A 20,186-nucleotide genomic window follows, 5' to 3' on the forward strand; every position below is an offset into this window, starting at 1 on the left:
GACCATGGCGACGACCGGACCCGGGCGGCCACCGCACCTGTTGGTGACCGTCGCTCCGTACACGTTGCTGGTGCTCCTGGCAGTTTTCACGACGATCACGAACCATGCGGACACCGGCTCGCTGCTGATCAATCTGGGGCTGTGCGGGGCAACCGCGGTGTGGATGCTGGTCATGTTCACGCTGCGGCCCTCCCGGTGGGGGCAGCCCCTGGCGATGGGCGTGTTCCTCACCGGGCTGGTGCTGCTCTCCGCCCTGCTGGTGCTCCGGGAGGCCGCGTTCGGGTTCTTCACCCCGGCCGTCTACATCTACGCCTTCACCGTCGTCCGGTGGCCGTGGCGGCTGACGGTCGTCGCGGCCACCGCGGTGGTGGCCGCCACCGCGCAGGCCTCCACGGTGGACAAGTCGTCCACCCTCGGGCTGGCCATCACCGTGATCATCGTGCTGCTCAACCTGATCCTCATGGGCGGTGTGGCGTGGTTCCTCCGGGTCGACGAGAAGGAGGGCTCGCAGCGCGATCAGGCGCTCGCCGAGCTCAGCCGGGCCAACCACCTCCTCGAGGCGACGCTGGCCGAGAACGCCGGCCTGCACCAGCAACTGCTCACCCGGGCCCGGGAGGCGGGCATCCTCGACGAACGCCGGCGGATGGCGCGGGAGATCCACGACACCCTGGCGCAGGGGCTGACCGGCATCATCACGCAGCTCCAGGCGGCCGAGCAGCTCCACGAGGTGCCCGAGCAGTGGCAACGGCCGTTCGCGGCGGTGAAGAGCCTGGCCCGGGAGAGCCTGAAGGAGGCGCGGCGTTCGGTCCACGCGCTGCGGCCCGAGTCCCTGGAGACGGCCCGCCTCAGCGAGGCGCTCACCGGCGTCGCCGACCGCTGGTCCCAGGTGAACGGGCTCGCCGTCCAGGTCACCACCACCGGTACGGTGCGGCCGATGGCACCGGAGGCCGAGTTCGCGATGCTGCGGACGGCGCAGGAGGCGCTGGCCAATGTGGCCAAGCACGCCCGCGCCGGCCGTGTCGGCGTGACCCTGTCCTACCTCGAGGACACGGTGGCTCTCGACGTCCGCGACGACGGCAACGGCTTCGACCCCGCGGGCGGTCCGGCCGGCGGGTTCGGCCTGACGATCATGCGGCAGCGCATCGAGGCGCTGTCCGGACAACTGCTGATCGAGTCGGAGCCCGGTGCCGGCACCGGGATCTCGGCGTCCCTTCCGCTGCCGGCCGGGAGCCCCGCATGACCGAGCCCACGATCCGTCTGCTGATCGTGGACGACCACCCCGTCGTCCGCAACGGCCTGAGCAGCATGTTCGCCGCCGCCCCCGGCTTCGAGGTGCTGGGTGAGGCCGCCGACGGCGCCGAGGCCGTGGAGCTGGCCGAACGTCTCCGGCCCGACGTCGTCCTGATGGATCTGCGCATGCCGGGCATGGACGGCCTGACCGCGATCACCGAACTGGCCCGTCGCGGCGTCACCGCGAGGGTGCTCGTGCTGACCACCTACGACACCGACGCCCACGTCCTGCCCGCGATCGAGGCGGGAGCCACCGGCTACCTGCTCAAGGACGCACCCCGCGAGGAGCTCCTCCGCGGCGCACGGGCCGCCGCCCGGGGCGAGTCCGTGCTGTCACCCTCGGTGGCGGCGTGGCTGATGAACAGGGTCCGCACCCCCGCCCCGCAGCTGCTCAGCCGCCGCGAGATGGAGGTCCTCGAGCTGGTGGCGGCCGGAAACACCAACCGGGAGGCAGCCGGTCGCCTCTTCATCACCGAGGCCACGGTCAAGAGCCACCTGCTCAGCATCTACGCCAAACTCGGCGTCCGCGACCGCGCCGCCGCCGTGACGGAAGCTTTCAACCAGCGACTGCTCACCCCCCAGCCACCGACCCAATCCTGAGCGGTTGGCGTTATCGTTCAGCGGTGGATGAGACCAGCGCGGCCGCCCCCAAGATCGATCCGAGCGAGCCGCACCCGGCCCGGCGATACAACTACTGGCTCGGGGGCAAGGACAACTTCGCCGCCGACCGGGCGTCCGGCGACGAGCTCCAGCGGCTCTTCCCCAAGGTACGGCTCGGCGCGCTGGCCAACCGCTCCCTCCTGCAGCGGGCCACCCGGTTCCTCGCGGAGGAGGCCGGCATCCGGCAGTTCCTCGACATCGGTACGGGTCTGCCGACCGCCGACAACACCCACGAGGTGGCCCAGCGGTACGCCCCCGACAGCCGCATCGTCTACGTCGACAACGACCCGCTCGTCATGGTCCACGCGCGCGCCCTGCTCGACAGCAGCCCCGAGGGCCGGACGGCTTATATCGAGGCCGACCTCAACGATCCCGAGTCCATCCTCTCGGACCCGGTGCTGCACGAGACGCTCGACCTGCAGCAGCCGGTCGGCCTGATGCTGATCGCCGTCCTCCACTTCATCCACGGGAACGGCGCCGCCAAGCCGATCGTCAGCAAGCTCCTCGACGCCCTGCCGCCGGGCAGCTACCTGGTCGCGACCCACGCCACCTCCGACTTCGGCACGCCGGAGCAGCAGGCGCTCTACCAGCAGCTCATCGAGCAGGGAAAGTCCGACGTCTGGACCCGCAGCCGCGAGGAGTTCACCGACCTCTTCGAGGGCCTCGAGCTCGTCGAGCCGGGCGTGGTCCCGGCCAGCGAATGGCGCCCGGACCCCGACCTCGAGATCCCCGAACGCTCGGACATCAACATCTGGACCGCGGTCGGCCGCAAGGGCCACTGACGGGTCGCTTGTCCCCCGTACGAGCTACAGGGAAGTGTCCACCGAGCGGTGACTTTTTCGGGGCCGCGGATCCCTAGCGTTTGACTCAGCCGCGGCGCTCCCGTCGCGGGTTCGCGGAGGAGTCGTCGTGCGTTTCTTGAAGCAGTTCCTGGCCGTTGCGGCAGTCGCTTTTGCCGGCGGTCAGGCCATCACCGCGGTGCAGGGGAACGCCTGGCTCAGCCTGGTCGTCGGGACCGTGACGGCCGTGGCCGCGGTGCTCGTCTACGCGTGGGTGGTCCGCAGGACCGAAAGCCGGGCGCCCGTGGAGGTGGCTCGCAGCGGTGCCGGCCGGCGGATCGTCCGCGGGGTGCTGATCGGTTTTGCGATGTTCGCCGCGGTCATCGTCAACATCGCTTTTCTCGGCGATTACCACGTCACCGGGATCGGCTCGGTGACCGGCGCGATCGGGTTGCTCGGGTTCATGGCCGCCGCCGCGGTGACCGAGGAGTTGCTGTTCCGGGGCGTTCTCTTCCGCCTCGTCGAGGAACGCACCGGCACGTGGATCGCGCTGCTCCTGACCGGTGTCGTCTTCGGTCTGATGCACCTGGCCAACCCCGACGCCAGCCTGTGGGGTGCGATCGCCATCTCGATCGAGGCCGGGTTCATGCTCGCCGCCTGCTACGCCGCCACCCGTACGCTGTGGGTGCCGATCGGTCTGCACTTCGGGTGGAACTTCGCCGCAGGCGGGATCTTCAGCGTTGTCGTCTCGGGCAACGGTGAGTCGAAGGGCCTGCTGGACACCACGATGTCCGGCCCGTCCCTGGTGACCGGGGGTGACTTCGGGCCGGAGGGCAGCCTCTACACGGTGGCGGCGGGTGTGGTGCTGACGCTGGTGTTCATGTGGCTGGCCCGCCGTCGCGGTCAGATCGTCCCTCGTCGCCGCCGCGCGGCCGGCGACCCGGCGACCGTTACAGTCAGCTGATGATCGACTTCCGGAGCTTCCCGGACCGGTGGCGGCGGTGGCCCGTCCTGGTCCGGGATCTCCCGATCGGGCTGGTGCTCGGCGTCGCCTCGCTGGTGCCGGCGTTGCACAACCGCGGGACGCAGCTCGGTGACCTGCCGGCCCGGCCGTTCGACGCGCTGACCTACGTCGTGATCGCGCTGGAGTGCCTGCCGCTCGCCGTCCGGCGCCGCTGGCCCGCCGTCTGCCTGGCGCTGGTGTCGCTCGGCTTCGCCATCGATCAGCTCCGCGGATATCACCTGGTCGCGGGCACGGCGCTGGGGATCGCGCTGCTGAGCACGGCGGCCCATCTGGAACGCCACCGGCGGACCACCGCGGTGCTGGCCACCGCGGCGTACGTGCCGCTGGCCCTCGCTCTGGACCGGCAGGGATCGACCGAGGGTATCGCCGGTTTCGTGACGTTCTACCTGGTAGCGGCGATCGCCTGGGGTGCCGGGGCCTGGCTGTGGCAGTCGCGGGCGGCCGAGGCCGAACGCCGGATCCACGTCGCCGAGACCACCCGCACCGCCGAACGCACCCGCATCGCCCGCGAACTGCACGACGTGGTGACCCATCACGTGACGGCGATGGTCGTGCAGGCAGAGGCGGCCCGCTACCTGACCGCAGCCCCCGATCGTCTCGACGAGACCCTGACCGCCATCACCGGTACGGGAAGACGGGCGATCTCCGACCTGCGGCACCTGCTCGATCTGCTCAACCCCGACCATGGCGCCGAGCCCCGGATGCCGTCCGTGGGTGACCTGGCCACGCTGGTGGAGCAGACACGGCAGGCGGGGCAGCCGGTCGAGTTCAGCGAGGACGGGCGCACGAGCGGCAGCGCCGAGATCACGACCTACCGGGTCGTGCAGGAAGCGCTGACCAACGCCCTCAAGTACGCGCACGGCAGCCCCACGACGGTTCGTGTCCGGCACGGCGAAAGGGAAACCACGGTGGAGGTCAGCACCGACGGCTCCGGCACGAACACCGCGTCACCGGGTGGCAGCGGCCGCGGCCTGGCCGGGCTCCGCGACCGTGTCGACGTGCTCGGCGGCGACTTCAGCGCGGACCGGCGCGCGGACGGCGGATTTGTCGTGCAGGCGCGCATCCCCACCGGGAGCCCGCTGTGACCGCGCCTGTCCGGGTGCTGATCTGCGACGACCAGGCCCTGATCCGCACCGGCTTCACCACGATCATCGACGCCCAGCCGGACCTCGAGGTCGTGGGCGAGTGCGGGGACGGCCGCGCCGCCGTCGAGCTCGCCGCCCGCGTCCACCCGGACGTGGTCGTGATGGACGTCCGGATGCCGGTCCTCGACGGCATCGAGGCCACGCGCCTCCTGGCCGGCGCGGGTGTCGCCCAGCCCGTCAAGGTGCTGGTGGTGACCACGTTCAACCTCGACGAGTACGTCTACGAGGCGCTGCGCGCGGGAGCCAGCGGCTTCCTGCTCAAGGACGCACCACCGGTGCAGCTGCTGAACGGCATCCGCACCGTCGCGACCGGCGCCGCACTGCTGGCACCCGAGGTGACCCGCCAGCTCGTCGGCCGGTACGCCACCCGGATCCGCCCCGCCGAGGGCACACCGGACGATCCGGCGCTGACCCCCCGCGAACTGGAAGTCCTGCGCCTCATCGCCGACGGCATGTCCAACGGCGAGATCGCCGCCACGCTGGTGATCAGCCAGGAGACGGTCAAGACGTACGTCTCCCGCATCCTGGCAAAGCTGGGCCTGCGCGACCGCGTACAGGCGGTGGTTTATGCCTATCGCCGCGGCCTGGTGACCTAGGTTTTTGCTGCCCCCTACGGTCCGGTGTGGACTGGTAGCGTCCGGCCATGAATCGGCGAGGATTTTTGACGATTGCGGCCGGTGTGCCGCTTGCTGCCGCGGGGTTGCCGGCCGCTCCGGCGCTCGCCGACGACGTGCCGATGCGGGGGCGCGTCACCGGTCTGCTGGCCCGCGACGTGACACTCGTCCGCCCGGCGGGCTGGGATCGCCTGCGTGGTTTTGTCCAGCCGCTGACCTGGGCCGAGGCTCAGCCCGAGCCGTCCGGTGACGTCAGCGAGGCGGCGCTGCAGAAGCTTCGCGACGCGGCCGGCGTCGCCCGGGCGCGGGGCTACACCCGGCTCAAGCTGCGTCTGCTCGCCGGATATCAGTCGCCGGCCTGGGCGCTCGCGCTCGGCGGCGGGCCCATGGTCGGCTGGGAGGATCCCGACCCCGTCACCCCTCTGCTGTACGACGTACCGGTGTGGTGGGCCGACGACTTCCTCGCGGCGTACACCGCTTTCCTGCCGAAGCTGGCCGCGGCGCTGGAGCCGGAGCCGCTCTGGGGTGAGGTGACCGTCTCAGGCACCTGCACCGTTTTTGCCGAGCCGTGCATCAAGCAGCTCGGTGTGGCGGCCAACCGCGCCAAGGCGATCGGCCGCGAATACACCGACACCGCCGACCGGGCAGCGCTGGAGACGGTGATCGCCGCGCACCAGGACGCCTTCACCCCCAGGGGCATCACGTCCTCGGTGGCCTACAACCCTTGGCAGTACATCGATCCGGGCACCGGCCGCCTGAAGACCGACCCGGACATCACCATCGAGCTCATGGAGTTCCAGAAGCGCACGATGGGCAGTTTCGGCGTGTGGGAGAACAACTCGCTGATCGCCCGCCGGGTCGACGGCCGGCTCGAACAGACCCGCGCCGACTACCAGAGCATGTACGACCACATGACCGCCGCCGGCGCCGCGGGGCACCCGATCCAGTTCCAGACGGCCACCCTCGCCAAGATCGAGGCCGAGGAGGACGCCACCGTCGAGACCACCGCGTCCTGGGTCGCGGAAAACCACGGCATCTCGGTCGAGTTGCCCCGCGGCTGGGAGCAGGAGGCCACGATCGACACCGGCCGCGCCACCGCCCTCAACAACCGGATGGTGGCCAACGCCGCCACGACCTGACCAGGGTCAGGACCCGCCCGCGTACGCGTCGAACGGGATCCCGCCGGGCTTCGCGGCGTCGAGGAGATACTCGAACGAGCTGTCCTTGACCTTGATGCTCGCGGACCCGAAGTTCGCGGTCATCAGCTTGTCGCGGAGTTCGGTCGTGGGCCAGCCGTTCCAGCCGACGACCGGCGGGTACCGCCAGGAGTGGTAGTGGTTCTCCGGTGGCTCGTCACCGGTGTTCGCGAGCCGGAAGAAGTGCGTCGACGGGCCGTCCTTGTGATAGACGACCTTCGGGTGCGTCCCGTCGAATTGCACCTCGGACCGGGCGTAGGTCCGCTGACCGCTGTGCTGCGTCGTGCTGACGAACTCGACCCGGTCGGTGGACTGGTCGACCCAGGAGACGACGTGTTCCCAGTCGTGGCGGTGGCCGCCGAGACCACTGCCGTGCACAGCCTGGTCCTTCTCGAAGTAACTGGCGTAGACGATGGCGCACCAGCCGTTGTTGCACTTCGAGCGGGCGTACGTCTGCGACCGGTCGAGGTCGGTCTGGTCCCGGCAGCTGCCGTTGATGGCACCGGTGGTCTTGAGCCCGCCGTTGATCGTGCCGTCCGGGCTGATCGCCGCCACGGCATAACAACCGTCCACGTCGTAGTCGAACGCGGGCGAGAACGACGCCTCGTACCCGTCGGCGTTCTCGGGCAGGTTGGGCAACGAGTCGGCGAAGGCCGCGGAGGCCGGCACCAGGATCCCGAACGCGATTATCCCCGCGGCCAGACGGGCTGAAGCTCGGCGCAGTCGGCCGGACGAGGAGTTCATGGTGATCTATATCCCACACGCGGTCCCGGCGGTCAATGCCTCAGGTGCCGAAGGTGTCGAGGACGGTCGTCAGGCGGGTTGCGCCCTCGGCGTCGGTGGTGGCGGCTTCGGTGGCGGAGACGGACAGGGCGGTGGCGAGGTCGGCCGTGGTGGTCACGGTCTCCTGCATGCGTTGTTCCCAGACCCGGCGGCAGTTGGCCAGGGACGCCGAGGAGAGCCAGCCGGGATTGGCCTGGGCGGCCACGTCGCTCAGGGCGAAGAGCGAGTGGACCTTCTGCTTGGCCTCGTCGGCCAGCGTCTGCAGGTCGTCACCCGCGGCGGCGACCCCTTCGGTACGCATGTTGATGTTCATGTCGGCCTACCAGGTCTGCCGGGGACGGACGACAACCGGGCGCTGGTCGCCCTCGACGATCTCGTTGGTCGGCAGCCGTCCGTCGAGGCTGGCGTCGAGTCGCGAGGCGGTGTGCTGGGTGTAGTGGATGTCGCCGTCCGGGGTCACCGAGGTGACGACCGCGGCGTGGTGGACGCCGCCCTCCGCGATGGGACCGCCGGGTGCCGCCTGCTCCCAGTAGATGACGTCGCCGGGCTGGGCGCCGGACAGGGGGATCTCGGCGCCGCCGTTCTCGACGAAGAAGTCCCGCTGGCGGTCGGAGAGCGTCCAGGCCGGTGTGTGGGTGTAGTCGACGGCGTCGAGCGCGTCCCAGCCGGTCTGCAGCCCCTGGCTCCACCCGCCGGAGTACGCGCCACCGAAGTCGTCGAGTTTGGGTTCGAGACCGGCGTTGGCGAGGGCGTGGGACACGAAGTTGGCACAGTTGTTGTCGAAGATGTCGATGTCCGTGGTGAACGCGTTCTGCTGGGCCCAGCGCACCGCCTCGATCCGGTTGTAGCCGCCGTCGCCCTCGAGACGTGCCTTGACGTCGGCCGGCAGCCCTTCGAGGTCGTAGAGCTGGACGGGGACGGCGCGTTCGAACGCCGCGCGGTCCTCAGGCGGCAGGGCGTCCCACCACGCATCGACCGTTCGCGGGTCCTGACCGATGGGCAACGCCTCGGCGAAGAGCTCGACCTGCGAGCGTGAGGCGTTGCCCTGGACGGTGTCGACCGCCCAGTCGCGGTCGGTGGTGAAGACCGCGGCGGCCAGCTCGTCCAGCTGGGTGCGGGCCTCCACGTCGATGCGGGTGGCCGAGTCGAGCGCCTCCCGGATCAGCAGGTCGGCGTCGCGGAGCGCCTCGGGGGTGCTCGCGGACTCCGGTGGGGCGGTGACCCGGCCCTCGGCGTCGATCGTGAAGCCGTTGCGGAGTGCGTAGTCGACGGCGGCTTCCAGCGACCGCTGGACGACGCCGATCGAGTCGGCGAGACCCGAGAGCACCGACACGACGCCGTGCATCGTGCCCGCGGCGGTCAGGTAGGAGTCGGCCAGGGTGCCGAGCTGCTCGCCCGCCAGAATGCCGGCCTGGTCGGCCCAGTTGTCGGCGACCTTGGCCGAGCCGCGGTCGAAGATGCCGTTGGCCGCGTCCTCGGACTCCCGGGCCAGGCCCAGCCAGGTGTCGGCGGCCCTGCCCCACTCGTCGGGCCGGGCGGCCCGGAGACTCGCGAAACTCACCATGCAACGAACGGTAGGGAGTCTGCGGGGCCGCCTCCGCGAGGTGGCCGCAAGCGGCCACAGCTCAGCTCGCGCGGCGCTCGGGGGCCGCGTAGTGCCGCTCGGGCGCCGGGTAGACCTGCTGGAACGTGATGAGCCAGCGGATCTGCTCGCGGGGGGCAACCCCGCAGCCCCGCAGGAAACCGAGCAGGGTCTCCTGGCGGGGAGTGCCCCCGCCGGTGATCAGATTGTGGACGGTGGCGCGGGAGATCGGCGTCCCGGCGTCCCGGCTGAACCGGGCCACGCTGTCCAGGGAACGCCTGCGGGTGGTCATCAGCGCGCGGAGACGTCCCGCGAACTCGGTCGGCGTGGCGGCGCCGGTGGGATCCGGTGGCACCGGCGGCCTGGGAACGATGTTCATCTGTCCAGTCCTCGTCCTGTTGCATCGACAACGTTGCATCAAGCCAAGAACCGATAGTTGTTCGGCCGCCGACCCAGAACAAGAACGCAGCTGCGTACAAGTTCGGGCCCGATCACCCCGTACGGATCTTCGATGCGACCGCCACGGCGAACTCCGGAAGCACGGTGTCACGCCAGTACCCGTACGCGCGGTAGTCGCCGAAGTCCGTGGTCGTGGACCCGCCGACCTCGAACATCAGCGCCGAGCCGGCACAGACCAGGTACGCGGCGTACAGGCTGGAGATGAAGCAGGAGCCGCCGCCGCGCAGGCCGGTCGGAGCGATGCCGCCGCCACGATAGGTCGCCTGGTCGTCGTGGTAACGCCGGATCAGCTCCGGGTCGGCCACGGCGACGATCCGAATCCACACCGTCGTGTACGCGTTGACACGCTCTCCCGGCAGCTTCATGTTCCACGCGCACCGGCCCTCGTCGGTCCGCTTGTCCCGCCGCCACGCCGGATCCACCGCGTACTCCTCGATGGTCACGGTGGACGCAGCGCCGGGCAACGACTCGACCTCGGTCGCGTCGGGAAGGACAGCTGCGAGGTCGGCGTCGGTGAGGAGCTGGCAGGCGTGCGGCCACTTGTCCGTGGCGACGATCTTGCCCGGCGGCACGCGTACCAGGATCGAGCCGGTCGAGACCGCCGGGGCCTGACCCGAGCGGGCACTCTGGGCGGACTCCGACCACGGTCCCTTGATGACACCGGCCGCAGTGATCACGACGAGTGCCCCTACGACCAGCGCTGCCCCGGTGACGATCAGTCCACTACGCCTCGTGCGGTTACTCATAGTGCATTGTGCAGCGTGCCGCGCCGCGTACCGGGGGTGGATGGGGTTAGATCTTGAGGTGCACCTGGCCGAGGATCTCGACACGTCCACGCTGTCCCCGCGGCAGCGGGCGATTCTGACCGTCATCCGGGACTGGGTGGTGCGGTACGGATATTCGCCGTCCACCCGGGAGATAGCCGACGCGGTCGGGCTGGCCTCGACGTCGTCGGTCAGCCGGCATCTGCGGGTGCTGGAGGAGCGCGATTTCCTGCGCCGCGGGCGTTCCGTGACGCGCCCGGTCGATGTGCGGATGTTCCTGGAGCCGGTCTCCCGCGACGACGGTGATCCGACGACGGTCGGTGTTCCGCTGGTCGGTTCGGTGGCCGCAGGCAGCCCGATCCTGGCCGAGGAGACGCTCGACGAGAAGCTCACGCTGCCGCGCGAACTGGTCGGCCGGGGCACGCTCTTCTGCCTGCGGGTGCAGGGTGACTCGATGGTGGACGCGGCGATCTGCGACGGGGACATCGTGGTCGTGCGTCAGCAGCCGGACGCCTACAACGGGGACATCGTCTGCGCGATGATCGACGACGAGGCCACGGTCAAGGTGTTCCGGCGCCGGGGCGGGCACGTGCTGCTCGAACCGCGCAACCCGGCGTACGAGGTCATCGACGGTGACCGGGCCGTGGTGCTGGGGAAGGTCGTGTCCGTTCTGCGGCGGATCTGAGCCGCTGATCGGGCCGCCTCGAGGGGCGCCGGCGAGCGCCCCTCGAAGCGGTTGTCAGCTCTTCATGCCGTGCTCGATCGCCTCGATGATCCGGGGACGCAGCTCGGCGGCGCTGATGATGGCGTCGACCGAGCCGACCTCCACCGCCCGCTGGATGCTGTGGACCCGGTCGAACTCGGCCGCGACCTGACCGAGCTTCTCGGCGCGGACGGCCGACTGGACCTCGGCGAGCTGGGCGTTCAGGGCTGCCCGCTCGGCGCCGCTGGCCGCCGCGAGCTGCGCCTGCAGCCCGGTGACCCGCGGGTCGGTCGCGGTGCGGTTGTTCACCTCGCCGGAGAACACCACGGCCGCGGCCGGAGCCCCACCGAGCACCGAGGCGAACGAGCCCTCCAGGGCCAGCACGGTCATGTTCGGGTTCAGGGCCTTGGAGAAGACCACAAACGCGCCGCCGTGATAGCGGGAGATCACGCAGAAGACGATCGGGCCTTCGAAGTTGACGATCGCCCGGCCGATCTCGGCGCCGTACTCCAGCTGGAGCTTGCGCATCGACTCCGGCGAGCCGTCGAAACCGGACAGGTTGGCCAGGACGACGAGCGGGCGGTTGCCGGAGGCGGCGTTGATGGCCCGCGCGGTCTTCTTGGACGACCGCGGGAACAGCGTGCCCGCGGTGTAGGTGTCCGGTCCGTCGGTGGGCGGGAACCCCCGGCGGGGCACGGAACGCGACTCGATGCCGATGAGGCAGACCGGCCAACCGCCGATGTGCACGTCCTGCACCGCCGAGGTGTCGGCGTCGGCCATGCCCGCCCAGCGCTCCAGCACCGGGTGATCCTGGTCGGACAGGGCACGCATGACCGTACGGATGTCGAAGGGCTTCTTGCGGTCCGGGTTGTGCTCGGTGGAGAAGATCTGGCCGACGGTGGAGAAGTCACTGCCCGCGAAGGTGTGCGGGAAGTCGGTGACGCTGCGGTCGGCCGGGTCGGTGGTAGCGGCCCGCCGCGGCGAGGTCTCGCCAGGCACGACGTACGTGTGGTCGTAGTGCGCCATCAGCACCTCGCGGGCGGCCGGCAGGGTCGGCGCCCAATATTGCGCCTGACCGTTCGGGCCCATCACGCGGTCGTAGCCGCCGATGCCGAAGTTGTCCTCGGCGGACACACCACCGGAGAAGTCCAGCGACTGCTTGCCGGTCAGCACCATCGCCGAGTCCGGTGTCATCACGAGGATGCCCTTGGTGTGCATGAGCATCGTCGCCTCGGCGTTCCAGTACGGCTGGGCGCCGACGTTGATGCCCGCGACGATGATGTTGATCTCGCCGCCGGCCTGCGTGAACGTCACGATGCGCTTGAGCGCGGCAGCGACCCAGTCCATGTTCTCGGTGCCCGAGGACATCGAGATCCGGGCACCGGCCGACAACGCGAACCACTCCAGCGGCACCTGCATGCGCTCGGCCAGGTCCAGCGCGGCGATCACCCGCGAGCACTCGGGCTCCGACAGTGCACCCAGCGCCTTGGTCGGGTCGCCGAGCAGCGCGACCCGCGTGATGCCCTCGGGGTGACGCGCGGTCCGGGTCGTGACCACACCGGCCACGAGCGCCGCGGAATTCTTGCCCTTCGGGCGGTCCACCGGTACGAGCACACCGGTGTCGTCGAGGTCGTACTCGACGAAGCCGCCGTCCCGTCCGGACAGCAGACCGGTCAGCTCGTACGGGTACACGGTCCCCCGCCGGGCCGCCCGCAGCACCTTCTGGCGGTAGTCGTCCAGGGGCTTCACCGGCTCGGTCGACGGCTTGTCGACGTAGAGGCGGGCGCCGCCGGGGTCGAGGGTGATCCGCACGGCGACCTCGGTCAGCTCACCCGCGGCGTCGCGCTGGCGGGCCACGAACTGCACCTCTTCCAGTCCCGCGCCCGCCGACGTCGGCAGGATGCGCTGGACCAGCATGTTGAGCTCGTCGGCGGTCAGCTCCGTCGACGGCCAGACGTACATCATGATCCGGTTGGTGTCGAACCGCTTGTTCTGCGGCCGCTGGGCCTGGATGTTGCGGATCGAGTCGAGCCCGGCGGTGATCGCGTCCTCGACCGCGGGCAGCGCGACCAGCCGGCCGTCGGCCTCGCGCAGCGGTGTCAGGTCGCGGACCTGACCCATCGCGAAGAGCCGTTCGTCGGCGGGGTTGCTCTTGGCGACGGCCTTGAAGAGGTAGATCTCCTCGTCGGCCGACGGCAGCCGGGTGAGGTCGAACTCGCGCAGCCGCTGCAGCTGCAGGCGCTGGGCGATCTGCGGGTGCAGGCCCCGGATGAGCCTGTCCTCCGCGAAGCCGGCACCGTCGGGCCGGAAGGTGAAGTGGTGATGCACCACGCCGCTCGAACCGGCGATGGTCGTCGTGATGCGGCGGACGCCGGTGGGCAGCGGGTGCTCGGCGAGGAGCTGCCCGAGCCTCGCGGCCATCTTGTCGGAGTCCGGCTGGCCCTCCCACGTGACGTAGAGGTCGGCGACCAGCCCGCGCTCGGGGACGTCGGCGGCCAGCGTGCCGACCGCGCCGATGGCGTCGGCCAGGGTGGCGATGTCGACGGCCGTCGTGACGACGCGGGTCACGCGTTCCGGGGTGGTGTGGACGGCGGTGACGAACCGGCAGCCCCCGACCTCACGCGTGGTCACCTCGGAGAGCCTGCGGTTGCCGTAGTAACGGCGCGTCAGCACCTCCAGCAGCGGAGCGTGGTCGAGGCCGGACCGCCCGATCCGCTGGCCGATCAGCCGGACCAGGGGCTCCGAACTGGCCACCATGGACTGGATCCGCTCGGCGCGGTCGGGCGCCTCCGGGTTGCGGTCGAGGTGACGCAGGTCGTCGCGGACCGCCGCGTAGACCTTGGCACGGTTGCGGCGCAGCAGCGGCTGGGCGAACCACCGGAAGACCACACCGCGGGCCAGGTCGGACACCGCGGGGAAGCGCACCTGGGTGGCCTCGATCAGGTGCTCGAGGGTGAGACCGGCACGCTCGCTCAGCGACTCCACCGGCGGCGGGCCCGCCAGCCACTGCCGCAGCACCTCGGACACGACAGCAACGTCGGAGGTCATCCGCTGCTGCGCCAGGAAGATGCGGAAGACCGCGGCCTCCAGCTCCGGCGTGCGGTCCAGGTCGGTGATGCCGTAGTGCGCCAGCACGCGCTTGAGCTTGGCCTGGAACTCCTCGGTGACACCGGCACGCTCGACGTCGAGGCTCTGCAGATAGCTGTGGAAATATTCGCGCGGGCTGTGCACCAGGCTGGCCGGCTCGCCGTCGAGCTCACCGGCGGGCTTGTTGCGGCTCAGCTCGGACAGGTCGGCGAACACCGTCAGGACGTCCAGCTCACCCGGCTGCGGGCGGCCACCGGCCTCGGCCCGGGCGGACAGGTAGCGCGACAGCACACGCTTGCGGTCGCGGAAGTCGACGTCGAAGCCCAGCAGCAGGCTGCGCAGATCCTGCAGACCGTGCTCGACCCGATCGGCGGCGGAGGCGTCCACCGGCTCGGCCGGCAGATCGATCTCGACGGTCTCGGCCGGACCGGCGTCCTTCTCCTCGGCCGCGTCGTCGGCCAGCGGCTCCAGCCGCATCAGCGGCGCGCCGGTCTCGACCTGACTGCCCACGGACACCGGGCACTCGCGGACGCGGGCACGGAACGGCGCGCGCAGCACCGTCTCCATCTTCATGCTCTCCAGCACCAGGATCGGCGCGCCGGACTCGACCTCGTCACCGACCGCCAGCGGCGTGGCCACCACCAGGGCGGGCGCGGGCGAACGCACGACGCCACCCTCGTCCCGGCTGACCCGGTGTGTGGTCCCGTCGACCTCGACCAGGTGGATCGGGCCGTGCGTGGCCGACACCAGCCGGAACCGCTGCCCGTTGACCACGATCCGGCCGGTGTGCTCGTCGAACCGCTCGATCTCGACGTCCGCGGGGTGCACGTCGCCGCCGCCGGAGATGCCGACGCGGAACCGCCTCTGGCCGACACGGGCGACACTCACGCGATAGCTGACACCGCGGAGCTTGAGGTCGAGGGGACGGCCGCTCTCGTGCTGCACCTGCGGACGGCCGCCGTGCGCGGTGGCGAGCAACCGCTGCCGGCTGATCTCCTCCTCGTCGTCGTAGGCCTCGATCGCGGCCGCGGCCAGGGCGATCGCGGAGTGCCGGTGCGTGACCAGGCGGCCCTCGGCGCGGACGCGGTCGATCCAGCCGGTGTCCGCGCTCGCGTCGATGACCTCGGGCTGGTCGAGCAGATCGAGCACGAAGCTCTTGTTGGTCGTACCACCCTCGATGATCACGGTGGTCTCGGCCATCGCCCGGCGCAGGCGGCCCAGCGCCTCGTCACGGTTCCGCCCGTACGCGATGATCTTGGCAATCATCGAGTCGAAGTCGGCGGGGATCGTGTCGCCCTCGCTGACACCGGTGTCGACGCGGATGCCGGGGCCGGCGGGCAGCACCAGCCGGGCGATGCGGCCGGGTGACGGGGCGAAGTCGCGGTCCGGGTCCTCGGCGTTCAGGCGGGCCTCGACGGCGTGACCGGACTCCTGCGGCTTCGGGCCCTCCAGCCTGCCGCCACCGGCCACGTGCAGCTGGAGCTTGACGAGGTCCGTACCGGTGGTGAGCTCGGTGATCGGGTGCTCGACCTGGAGGCGGGTGTTGACCTCGAGGAAGGCGAAGAGCTTCTCGCCGGGGTGGTAGAGGAACTCGACCGTGCACGCGCCGCGGTAACCGACGGCGCCGGCGAGCCGCTCGGCCGACAACTTGAGCTCGGCGGTCTGCTCCGGCGAGAGGACCGGGGAGGCCGACTCCTCGATGATCTTCTGGTTGCGCCGCTGCACCGAGCAGTCGCGGACGCCCAGCGCCCAGGCCGTCCCCTGCCCGTCGGCGATGACCTGCACCTCGACGTGCCGGGCCCCGGTGACCAGGCGCTCCAGGAAGACGACACCGGAGCCGAACGCGCGCAGCGCCTCCTGGCTGGTGCGCTCGTAGGCGTCGGTCAGGTCCGCGGCCGAGGCGACCATGCGGATGCCGCGCCCGCCACCACCGGCGGTCGCCTTGAGCATGAGCGGGTAGCCGATCCGGTCACCGGCGGCCAGCGCGTCCTCGAGGGTCGCGACCTCGCCGCGGCTCCACGGCGCGACCGGCACGCCGACCTCCTCGGCGATCAGCTTCGAGCCGATCTTGTCACCGAGCTTGCGCATCGCCTCGGCACTCGGCCCGACGAAGGTGACGCCGACCTTCTCGCACACCTCGGCGAAGGCGGGGTCCTCGGCGACGAACCCCCAGCCGACCCAGGCGGCGTCGGCACCGGTCTCGACCAGCGCCTTCTCCAGGACCGCATGGTCGAGATAGGGGCGGGCCGAGGCGGGACCCAGGGGGTACGCGATGTCGGCCTCACGGACGAACGTCGCGGTGCGGTCGGCGTCGGTGTAGAGGGCGACCGTCTCGATCCGGGTCCCGGTTTCCGCCGCGAGGTCCCGGACGGCGTGGATGAGCCGCATCGCGGCCTCACCACGGTTGACGATGGCGACACGACTGAACACCGGCTGAGCCTCCCAGGTAAACCCACGCGCAGAAGGCGACGTCCGGGTCTCGGAGCGTCGCCTCCACCTCCCTATACCCTCCTTGATTACTGCCGGGTACACCAATGTCCCGCGTCGCGTATGCCTGGGCCGGGCTTTTGTAGGAATCCTCCAAAGACCAGCTCCCATCGCCCACAACTCAGCGGGCTGCGGGCAACGTCCAGCGGGTGTCGCCGGGGGTGTCGCGGAGCAGCACGCCCGCCTCGGCCAGCAGGCTGCGGACCTCGTCGGCGCCGGCGAAGTCGCCCGCCGCCCGCAGCCGGGCACGCCACGCGATCAGCGGGTCGACCAGGGGTGCCAGGCGTTCGGCGGGGTCCAGCTCCGCCACCTGGGCCAGCCGCACGATCAGGGTCCGGAGCACCGCCGCGGCCTGGTCGGCGCCGTCGTCCTCCTCGGTGTCGGCACTCCAGGCGCGGACGGCCGACTCCAGGTCCAGGACCGCCTGACCGAGCCCGGCCGCATCCTGCCGGGCCAGCGCCTCGTCGAACTCACGCTCGCAGTCCGCCGCGACCTCGCTGACGGTCGGCGGCTGCTCCAGCTCCTCGCGCTGCTCGACCTTCGGCGCGCCACCGCGAACCTCACCCCGGACCAGGGAACGCAGCCGCGTCAACGACAGAACAGTGCCGGACGGGAGCACCACATCGGCTCCGGCGCGGCGGACCGTCACACCGCCGCGGCCGACGATCTCCACGGAGTCGTTCGGCGGATCGATCAGGGCGGCGGTGTGCTCGTCGATGCCGAGGACCGCGGCCTGGGCCGGCAGCTCGCGTTCCAGGATCCGGAGCCGGCGTTCGCCCAGGTAGCAGAAGCGCGTGTCGTGGGTGCCGCCCTCGGTGTTGTCGTAGTGCGGGATCACCGCCACCGAGAGGTCGAGGTGCGCCATCAGGTCCAGCCCTTGCGCCCAGTACGGCGTCGCACCGACCTTGTAGATCTCGTACACCGGGACCGCCCAGCGGCCCATGGTCGCCGCGGCCGCGGACGCCAGCACCGTGACCGGCCCGACTTCCTTGATGTTGGGCCTCTGCCGCGAGGGCCCGACTTCATCGAAGTTGGGCCTATCCGGCCGCGAAGGCCCGACCTCGTTGAAGTTGGGCCTCTGCCGCGAGGGCCCGACTTCATCGAAGTTGGGCCTATCCGGCCGCGAAGGCCCGACTTCATTGAAGTTGGGCCTGCGCCCGCGGGCCAGGCGGTCCTGCAGTGCCTGGCCGACCGGTGTCGACCGCCAGCAGTCCATGGCGTAGGTCGGGCTACCCGGCCCGGAGAAGAGCCAGTCGGCGGCGCGCACGGCGGCCAGACCCTGGTCGGTCTCCGCCGCCACGCCGGGGCCCCGAAGACCGGGCGCCACGGTCACGGACAGGCCCACGCTGCGGGCGAAGTAGGCGCAGGCCTTGGCGGAGATGTCGGCGACGTTCTCCTGGAAGCCGTAGGGCGTCTCGAGCAGGACCGCCGAGGGCCGGGACGGCAACGTGCCGGCCAGACGGCGATGGACACTCACCATGGTCGGGCTGGTCTCCCCCGACCCCATGATCACCAGCAGACTCATGCAGAACCCTCTCGCACGTGTGTCTCTGTTGCCAAGACTTGGCAATTACTGGACCATCGTTGAGTGGATCTTCATCAGACGCCGGCCGCGATGCCGACCACCGATGAGGCGATGCTCCCAGGCGTCACCGTTGTCGTCGAGACCTTCCTGCTCGGTACGACCGGCGGGCGCCTCACCTACCGGACGGCGTCCCGGGCCCTCACCGACGACGAGCACCCCGACGCAGTGGCACGTGCGCTCGCCGGTGTGGCTGCCGACGGGCTGCTCCACTCCACGTCGTGGCGGTTCGCGTCGGGGCGGATCGTCCTCACGTACGCGGCACTGCCGGACCCCGATCCGGGCTCGGCGACGGTCGTGCGGGCGCCCGGGCAGACGCTTGCGGCCGGCGACGGTCCGCTCAGCCCCTCACCCGGGCGGGTCGACGCGGACGACGTGGCGGTCCACGCCTGCCGGCACCTGGCGTTCCTCCGGCGTACGGACCCGGTGGTCAAGGCGTCCGCGGCGCGGCACCGGGTGCTGTGGGACCTGCTCGACGAGCATCAACCGGCGGTTGCCGGACTTCTTCGGCCCGCCTGATCAGCCGTTCCATCTCGGCGCGGGGCAGGGACGGGTTGGCTGCTGCGGCGGTCGACAGCTCGGGATCGTCGAGCAGGGCGACGATGCGATGTACGGGCAGCCGTGCGCAACCCGCCATCACCCGCCGCACGGACTCGTCGGGATCGGTGAGCAGCTCCTCCACCAGAGCCGGGTCGGCGTCCGGATCGCGGGCGACCAGTTGCCGGACAGCCGCATCCGGGCTCGTGGCGAAACGCGCCGAGTCGGTCACGGGAAACCGCAGCCGGCGGCGGGCGCAGCCGTCGTGTTCCAGGAACGTGCGGAGCTTCAGCGCGGGTGATGCCGCCGGGTGATGCACCGCGAGCAGGCCCCGGACCACCGCGTCCGGGTCGTCGGCGAGCACTGCGGCGATCTCGGCGGGGAGCAGCGGGTCCGCGGCGGCCCTGCGGCGCAGCAGCGGGTTCACCGAACGGGCCCACACGGCCGACTGCCCGGGTACGACCGGCACGGACTCGCAGCCACAGAAAGTGGTCTCCGGGGGTACGGCGATCACCGCGCGTTGCGCCTCGGTCAGGACGGGATGGACCGAGACCTCCGCGCGTACCGAGGGGTCCGGGTCGGCGCCGAGCCGGACCGCCTGGGTGCTGGTGAGATCGTCACGCCGGGCGGTCTCCCGCCGTACGCGGTGGAGGTCGTGCGTCACGAGCGCCGCGACCACGTCCGCGGGCAGCGTGGTGTTCCTGGCCAGGGCGAGCAGGTCCTCCTCGTCGCCGGCGGCGAGCACCTCCTCGATCAGCTCGCGGGTCAGCGGCCGGCCCAGCAGGGCAACTCGCTCGTAGCCGCCGGCGCCGTTCAGGTCGGCCACGACCGGCGGGTACAGCTTCGCCGCCGCGGCAGCCCGGACGGTGGGCGACTCGTCGTGCAGCAGCGCCTGCTGATCCGGCTCGTCGAGGTACGGCGTGAAGTGACAGGCGATCAGGCGGAACTGCTCGTCCTCGTGCCGGACCAGCAGGGGCCGCAAGCGGCCCTCGCGCCCGGCCTCGTCGAACACCTCGCCCAGCATCTCCTGCCGTGACAGCAGCCCGCGGTCGACCGACCGCGCCAGCCGGGCGAAGATCCGCGACAGGGCCCACTCGGGCAGCGGCAACTCCCGCTGCTTCTCCAGGCGGCTGCGCACCCACGGGTCGGGATCGTTCAGCAGACTCAGGCGGGTCTGCGGGTCGACGGACGTGTTGCTGCCCACGGCGGCCCGCATCCGCGGCGCGGGATGGTCGAGCATCGCCGCCACCACGGCGGCCGGCAGCGATGCCCGGGCGGCCAGACCGTCGGCCGCCCGGCCGTCCGCGACCAGGCGCAGCAGCAGCTCTTCCGGGAGCGCGGGATTGACCGCAAGGCCCTCCAGCACGGGGTCGACGGCGGTCAATGGACCACGGTCGGATGTGCGACAGCTTGTGACAACACCGTGCCGCCGGCGTGACCGGACGTGTCTTTTCGCAGCCAGACCATGGGGGCCATCAGTTCATCCGGCTGCCG

At 71.0% G+C, this 20,186-nt stretch carries 17 protein-coding genes; 9 read left to right on the plus strand and 8 right to left on the minus strand.

Going from position 1 to position 20,186, the window contains the following annotated elements:
* The first annotated feature begins 4 nt into the window (after positions 1–4).
* From AFR_RS34360 to AFR_RS34390, 7 genes are all read left to right on the plus strand, one after another.
* Positions 5–1,240: a sensor histidine kinase gene (locus tag AFR_RS34360; protein ID WP_023561433.1), complete on the plus strand. Its 1,236-nt coding sequence runs from the start codon at positions 5–7 to the stop codon at positions 1,238–1,240.
* Positions 1,237–1,890, plus strand: a complete 654-nt coding sequence (locus tag AFR_RS34365) for a response regulator (protein ID WP_023561434.1) — start codon at positions 1,237–1,239, stop codon at positions 1,888–1,890. Before AFR_RS34360 ends, AFR_RS34365 begins: the two co-directional genes overlap by 4 nt.
* A gap of 23 nt (positions 1,891–1,913) precedes the next feature.
* Complete coding sequence (locus tag AFR_RS34370) at positions 1,914–2,732, plus strand: SAM-dependent methyltransferase (protein ID WP_023561435.1); 819 nt, start codon at positions 1,914–1,916, stop codon at positions 2,730–2,732.
* A gap of 127 nt (positions 2,733–2,859) precedes the next feature.
* Positions 2,860–3,693, plus strand: coding sequence for a CPBP family intramembrane glutamic endopeptidase (locus AFR_RS34375; protein WP_023561436.1), 834 nt, complete (start codon positions 2,860–2,862; stop codon positions 3,691–3,693).
* Positions 3,693–4,838 (plus strand): sensor histidine kinase, encoded by a 1,146-nt coding sequence (locus AFR_RS34380; RefSeq protein ID WP_023561437.1) that lies wholly within the window; start codon positions 3,693–3,695, stop codon positions 4,836–4,838. The genes AFR_RS34375 and AFR_RS34380 overlap by 1 nt, the downstream gene beginning before the upstream one ends.
* Positions 4,835–5,494 carry a response regulator gene (locus AFR_RS34385; protein ID WP_023561438.1) on the plus strand — a complete coding sequence of 220 codons (660 nt, stop codon included), beginning with the start codon at positions 4,835–4,837 and terminating at the stop codon, positions 5,492–5,494. The genes AFR_RS34380 and AFR_RS34385 overlap by 4 nt, the downstream gene beginning before the upstream one ends.
* Positions 5,495–5,541: 47 nt before the next feature.
* The gene (locus AFR_RS34390; RefSeq protein WP_148308156.1) at positions 5,542–6,651 is read left to right on the plus strand and encodes a hypothetical protein; all 1,110 of its coding nucleotides are present in this window, start codon (positions 5,542–5,544) and stop codon (positions 6,649–6,651) included.
* A gap of 6 nt (positions 6,652–6,657) precedes the next feature.
* On the opposite strand, the gene AFR_RS34395 is transcribed toward AFR_RS34390, so the two are convergent.
* From AFR_RS34395 to AFR_RS34415, 5 genes are all read right to left on the minus strand, one after another.
* Positions 6,658–7,452, minus strand: coding sequence for an NPP1 family protein (locus AFR_RS34395; protein WP_041841364.1), 795 nt, complete (start codon positions 7,450–7,452; stop codon positions 6,658–6,660).
* Between the two features lie 40 nt (positions 7,453–7,492).
* Positions 7,493–7,792: a hypothetical protein gene (locus AFR_RS34400; RefSeq protein WP_148308157.1), complete on the minus strand. Its 300-nt coding sequence runs from the start codon at positions 7,790–7,792 to the stop codon at positions 7,493–7,495.
* A gap of 18 nt (positions 7,793–7,810) precedes the next feature.
* Entirely contained in the window at positions 7,811–9,055 is a 1,245-nt protein-coding gene (locus AFR_RS34405; protein WP_023561442.1) for an amidase domain-containing protein, read from the minus strand.
* Between the two features lie 61 nt (positions 9,056–9,116).
* Positions 9,117–9,452 (minus strand): helix-turn-helix domain-containing protein, encoded by a 336-nt coding sequence (locus tag AFR_RS34410; RefSeq protein WP_023561443.1) that lies wholly within the window; start codon positions 9,450–9,452, stop codon positions 9,117–9,119.
* Between the two features lie 112 nt (positions 9,453–9,564).
* Positions 9,565–10,278, minus strand: a complete 714-nt coding sequence (locus AFR_RS34415) for a hypothetical protein (RefSeq protein WP_148308158.1) — start codon at positions 10,276–10,278, stop codon at positions 9,565–9,567.
* Between the two features lie 40 nt (positions 10,279–10,318).
* On the opposite strand from AFR_RS34415, the gene lexA reads away from it, so the two are divergent.
* Positions 10,319–10,981 carry a transcriptional repressor LexA gene (gene lexA, locus AFR_RS34420; protein ID WP_041841365.1) on the plus strand — a complete coding sequence of 221 codons (663 nt, stop codon included), beginning with the start codon at positions 10,319–10,321 and terminating at the stop codon, positions 10,979–10,981.
* 54 nt (positions 10,982–11,035) lie between these two features.
* On the opposite strand, the gene AFR_RS34425 is transcribed toward lexA, so the two are convergent.
* Both AFR_RS34425 and AFR_RS44245 read right to left on the minus strand, forming a co-directional pair.
* Complete coding sequence (locus AFR_RS34425) at positions 11,036–16,516, minus strand: ATP-binding protein (protein ID WP_023561446.1); 5,481 nt, start codon at positions 16,514–16,516, stop codon at positions 11,036–11,038.
* A 178-nt stretch (positions 16,517–16,694) separates the two neighbouring features.
* A complete protein-coding gene (locus AFR_RS44245; protein ID WP_023561447.1) occupies positions 16,695–18,098 on the minus strand; it encodes a cysteinyl-tRNA synthetase in 1,404 nt (467 codons plus the stop codon).
* 63 nt (positions 18,099–18,161) lie between these two features.
* Here AFR_RS44245 and AFR_RS46440 point away from each other — a divergent pair, with 63 nt between their 5' ends.
* Positions 18,162–18,674, plus strand: a complete 513-nt coding sequence (locus AFR_RS46440; RefSeq protein ID WP_148308159.1) for a hypothetical protein — start codon at positions 18,162–18,164, stop codon at positions 18,672–18,674.
* Here the strand turns inward: AFR_RS46440 and AFR_RS34440 are convergent.
* Positions 18,586–20,076, minus strand: coding sequence for a hypothetical protein (locus AFR_RS34440; protein WP_023561449.1), 1,491 nt, complete (start codon positions 20,074–20,076; stop codon positions 18,586–18,588). The genes AFR_RS46440 and AFR_RS34440 overlap by 89 nt on opposite strands.
* Positions 20,077–20,186: the final 110 nt, after the last annotated feature.

It is taken from the genome of Amorphoplanes friuliensis DSM 7358 (assembly GCF_000494755.1).
GTDB lineage: Bacteria > Actinomycetota > Actinomycetes > Mycobacteriales > Micromonosporaceae > Actinoplanes > Actinoplanes friuliensis.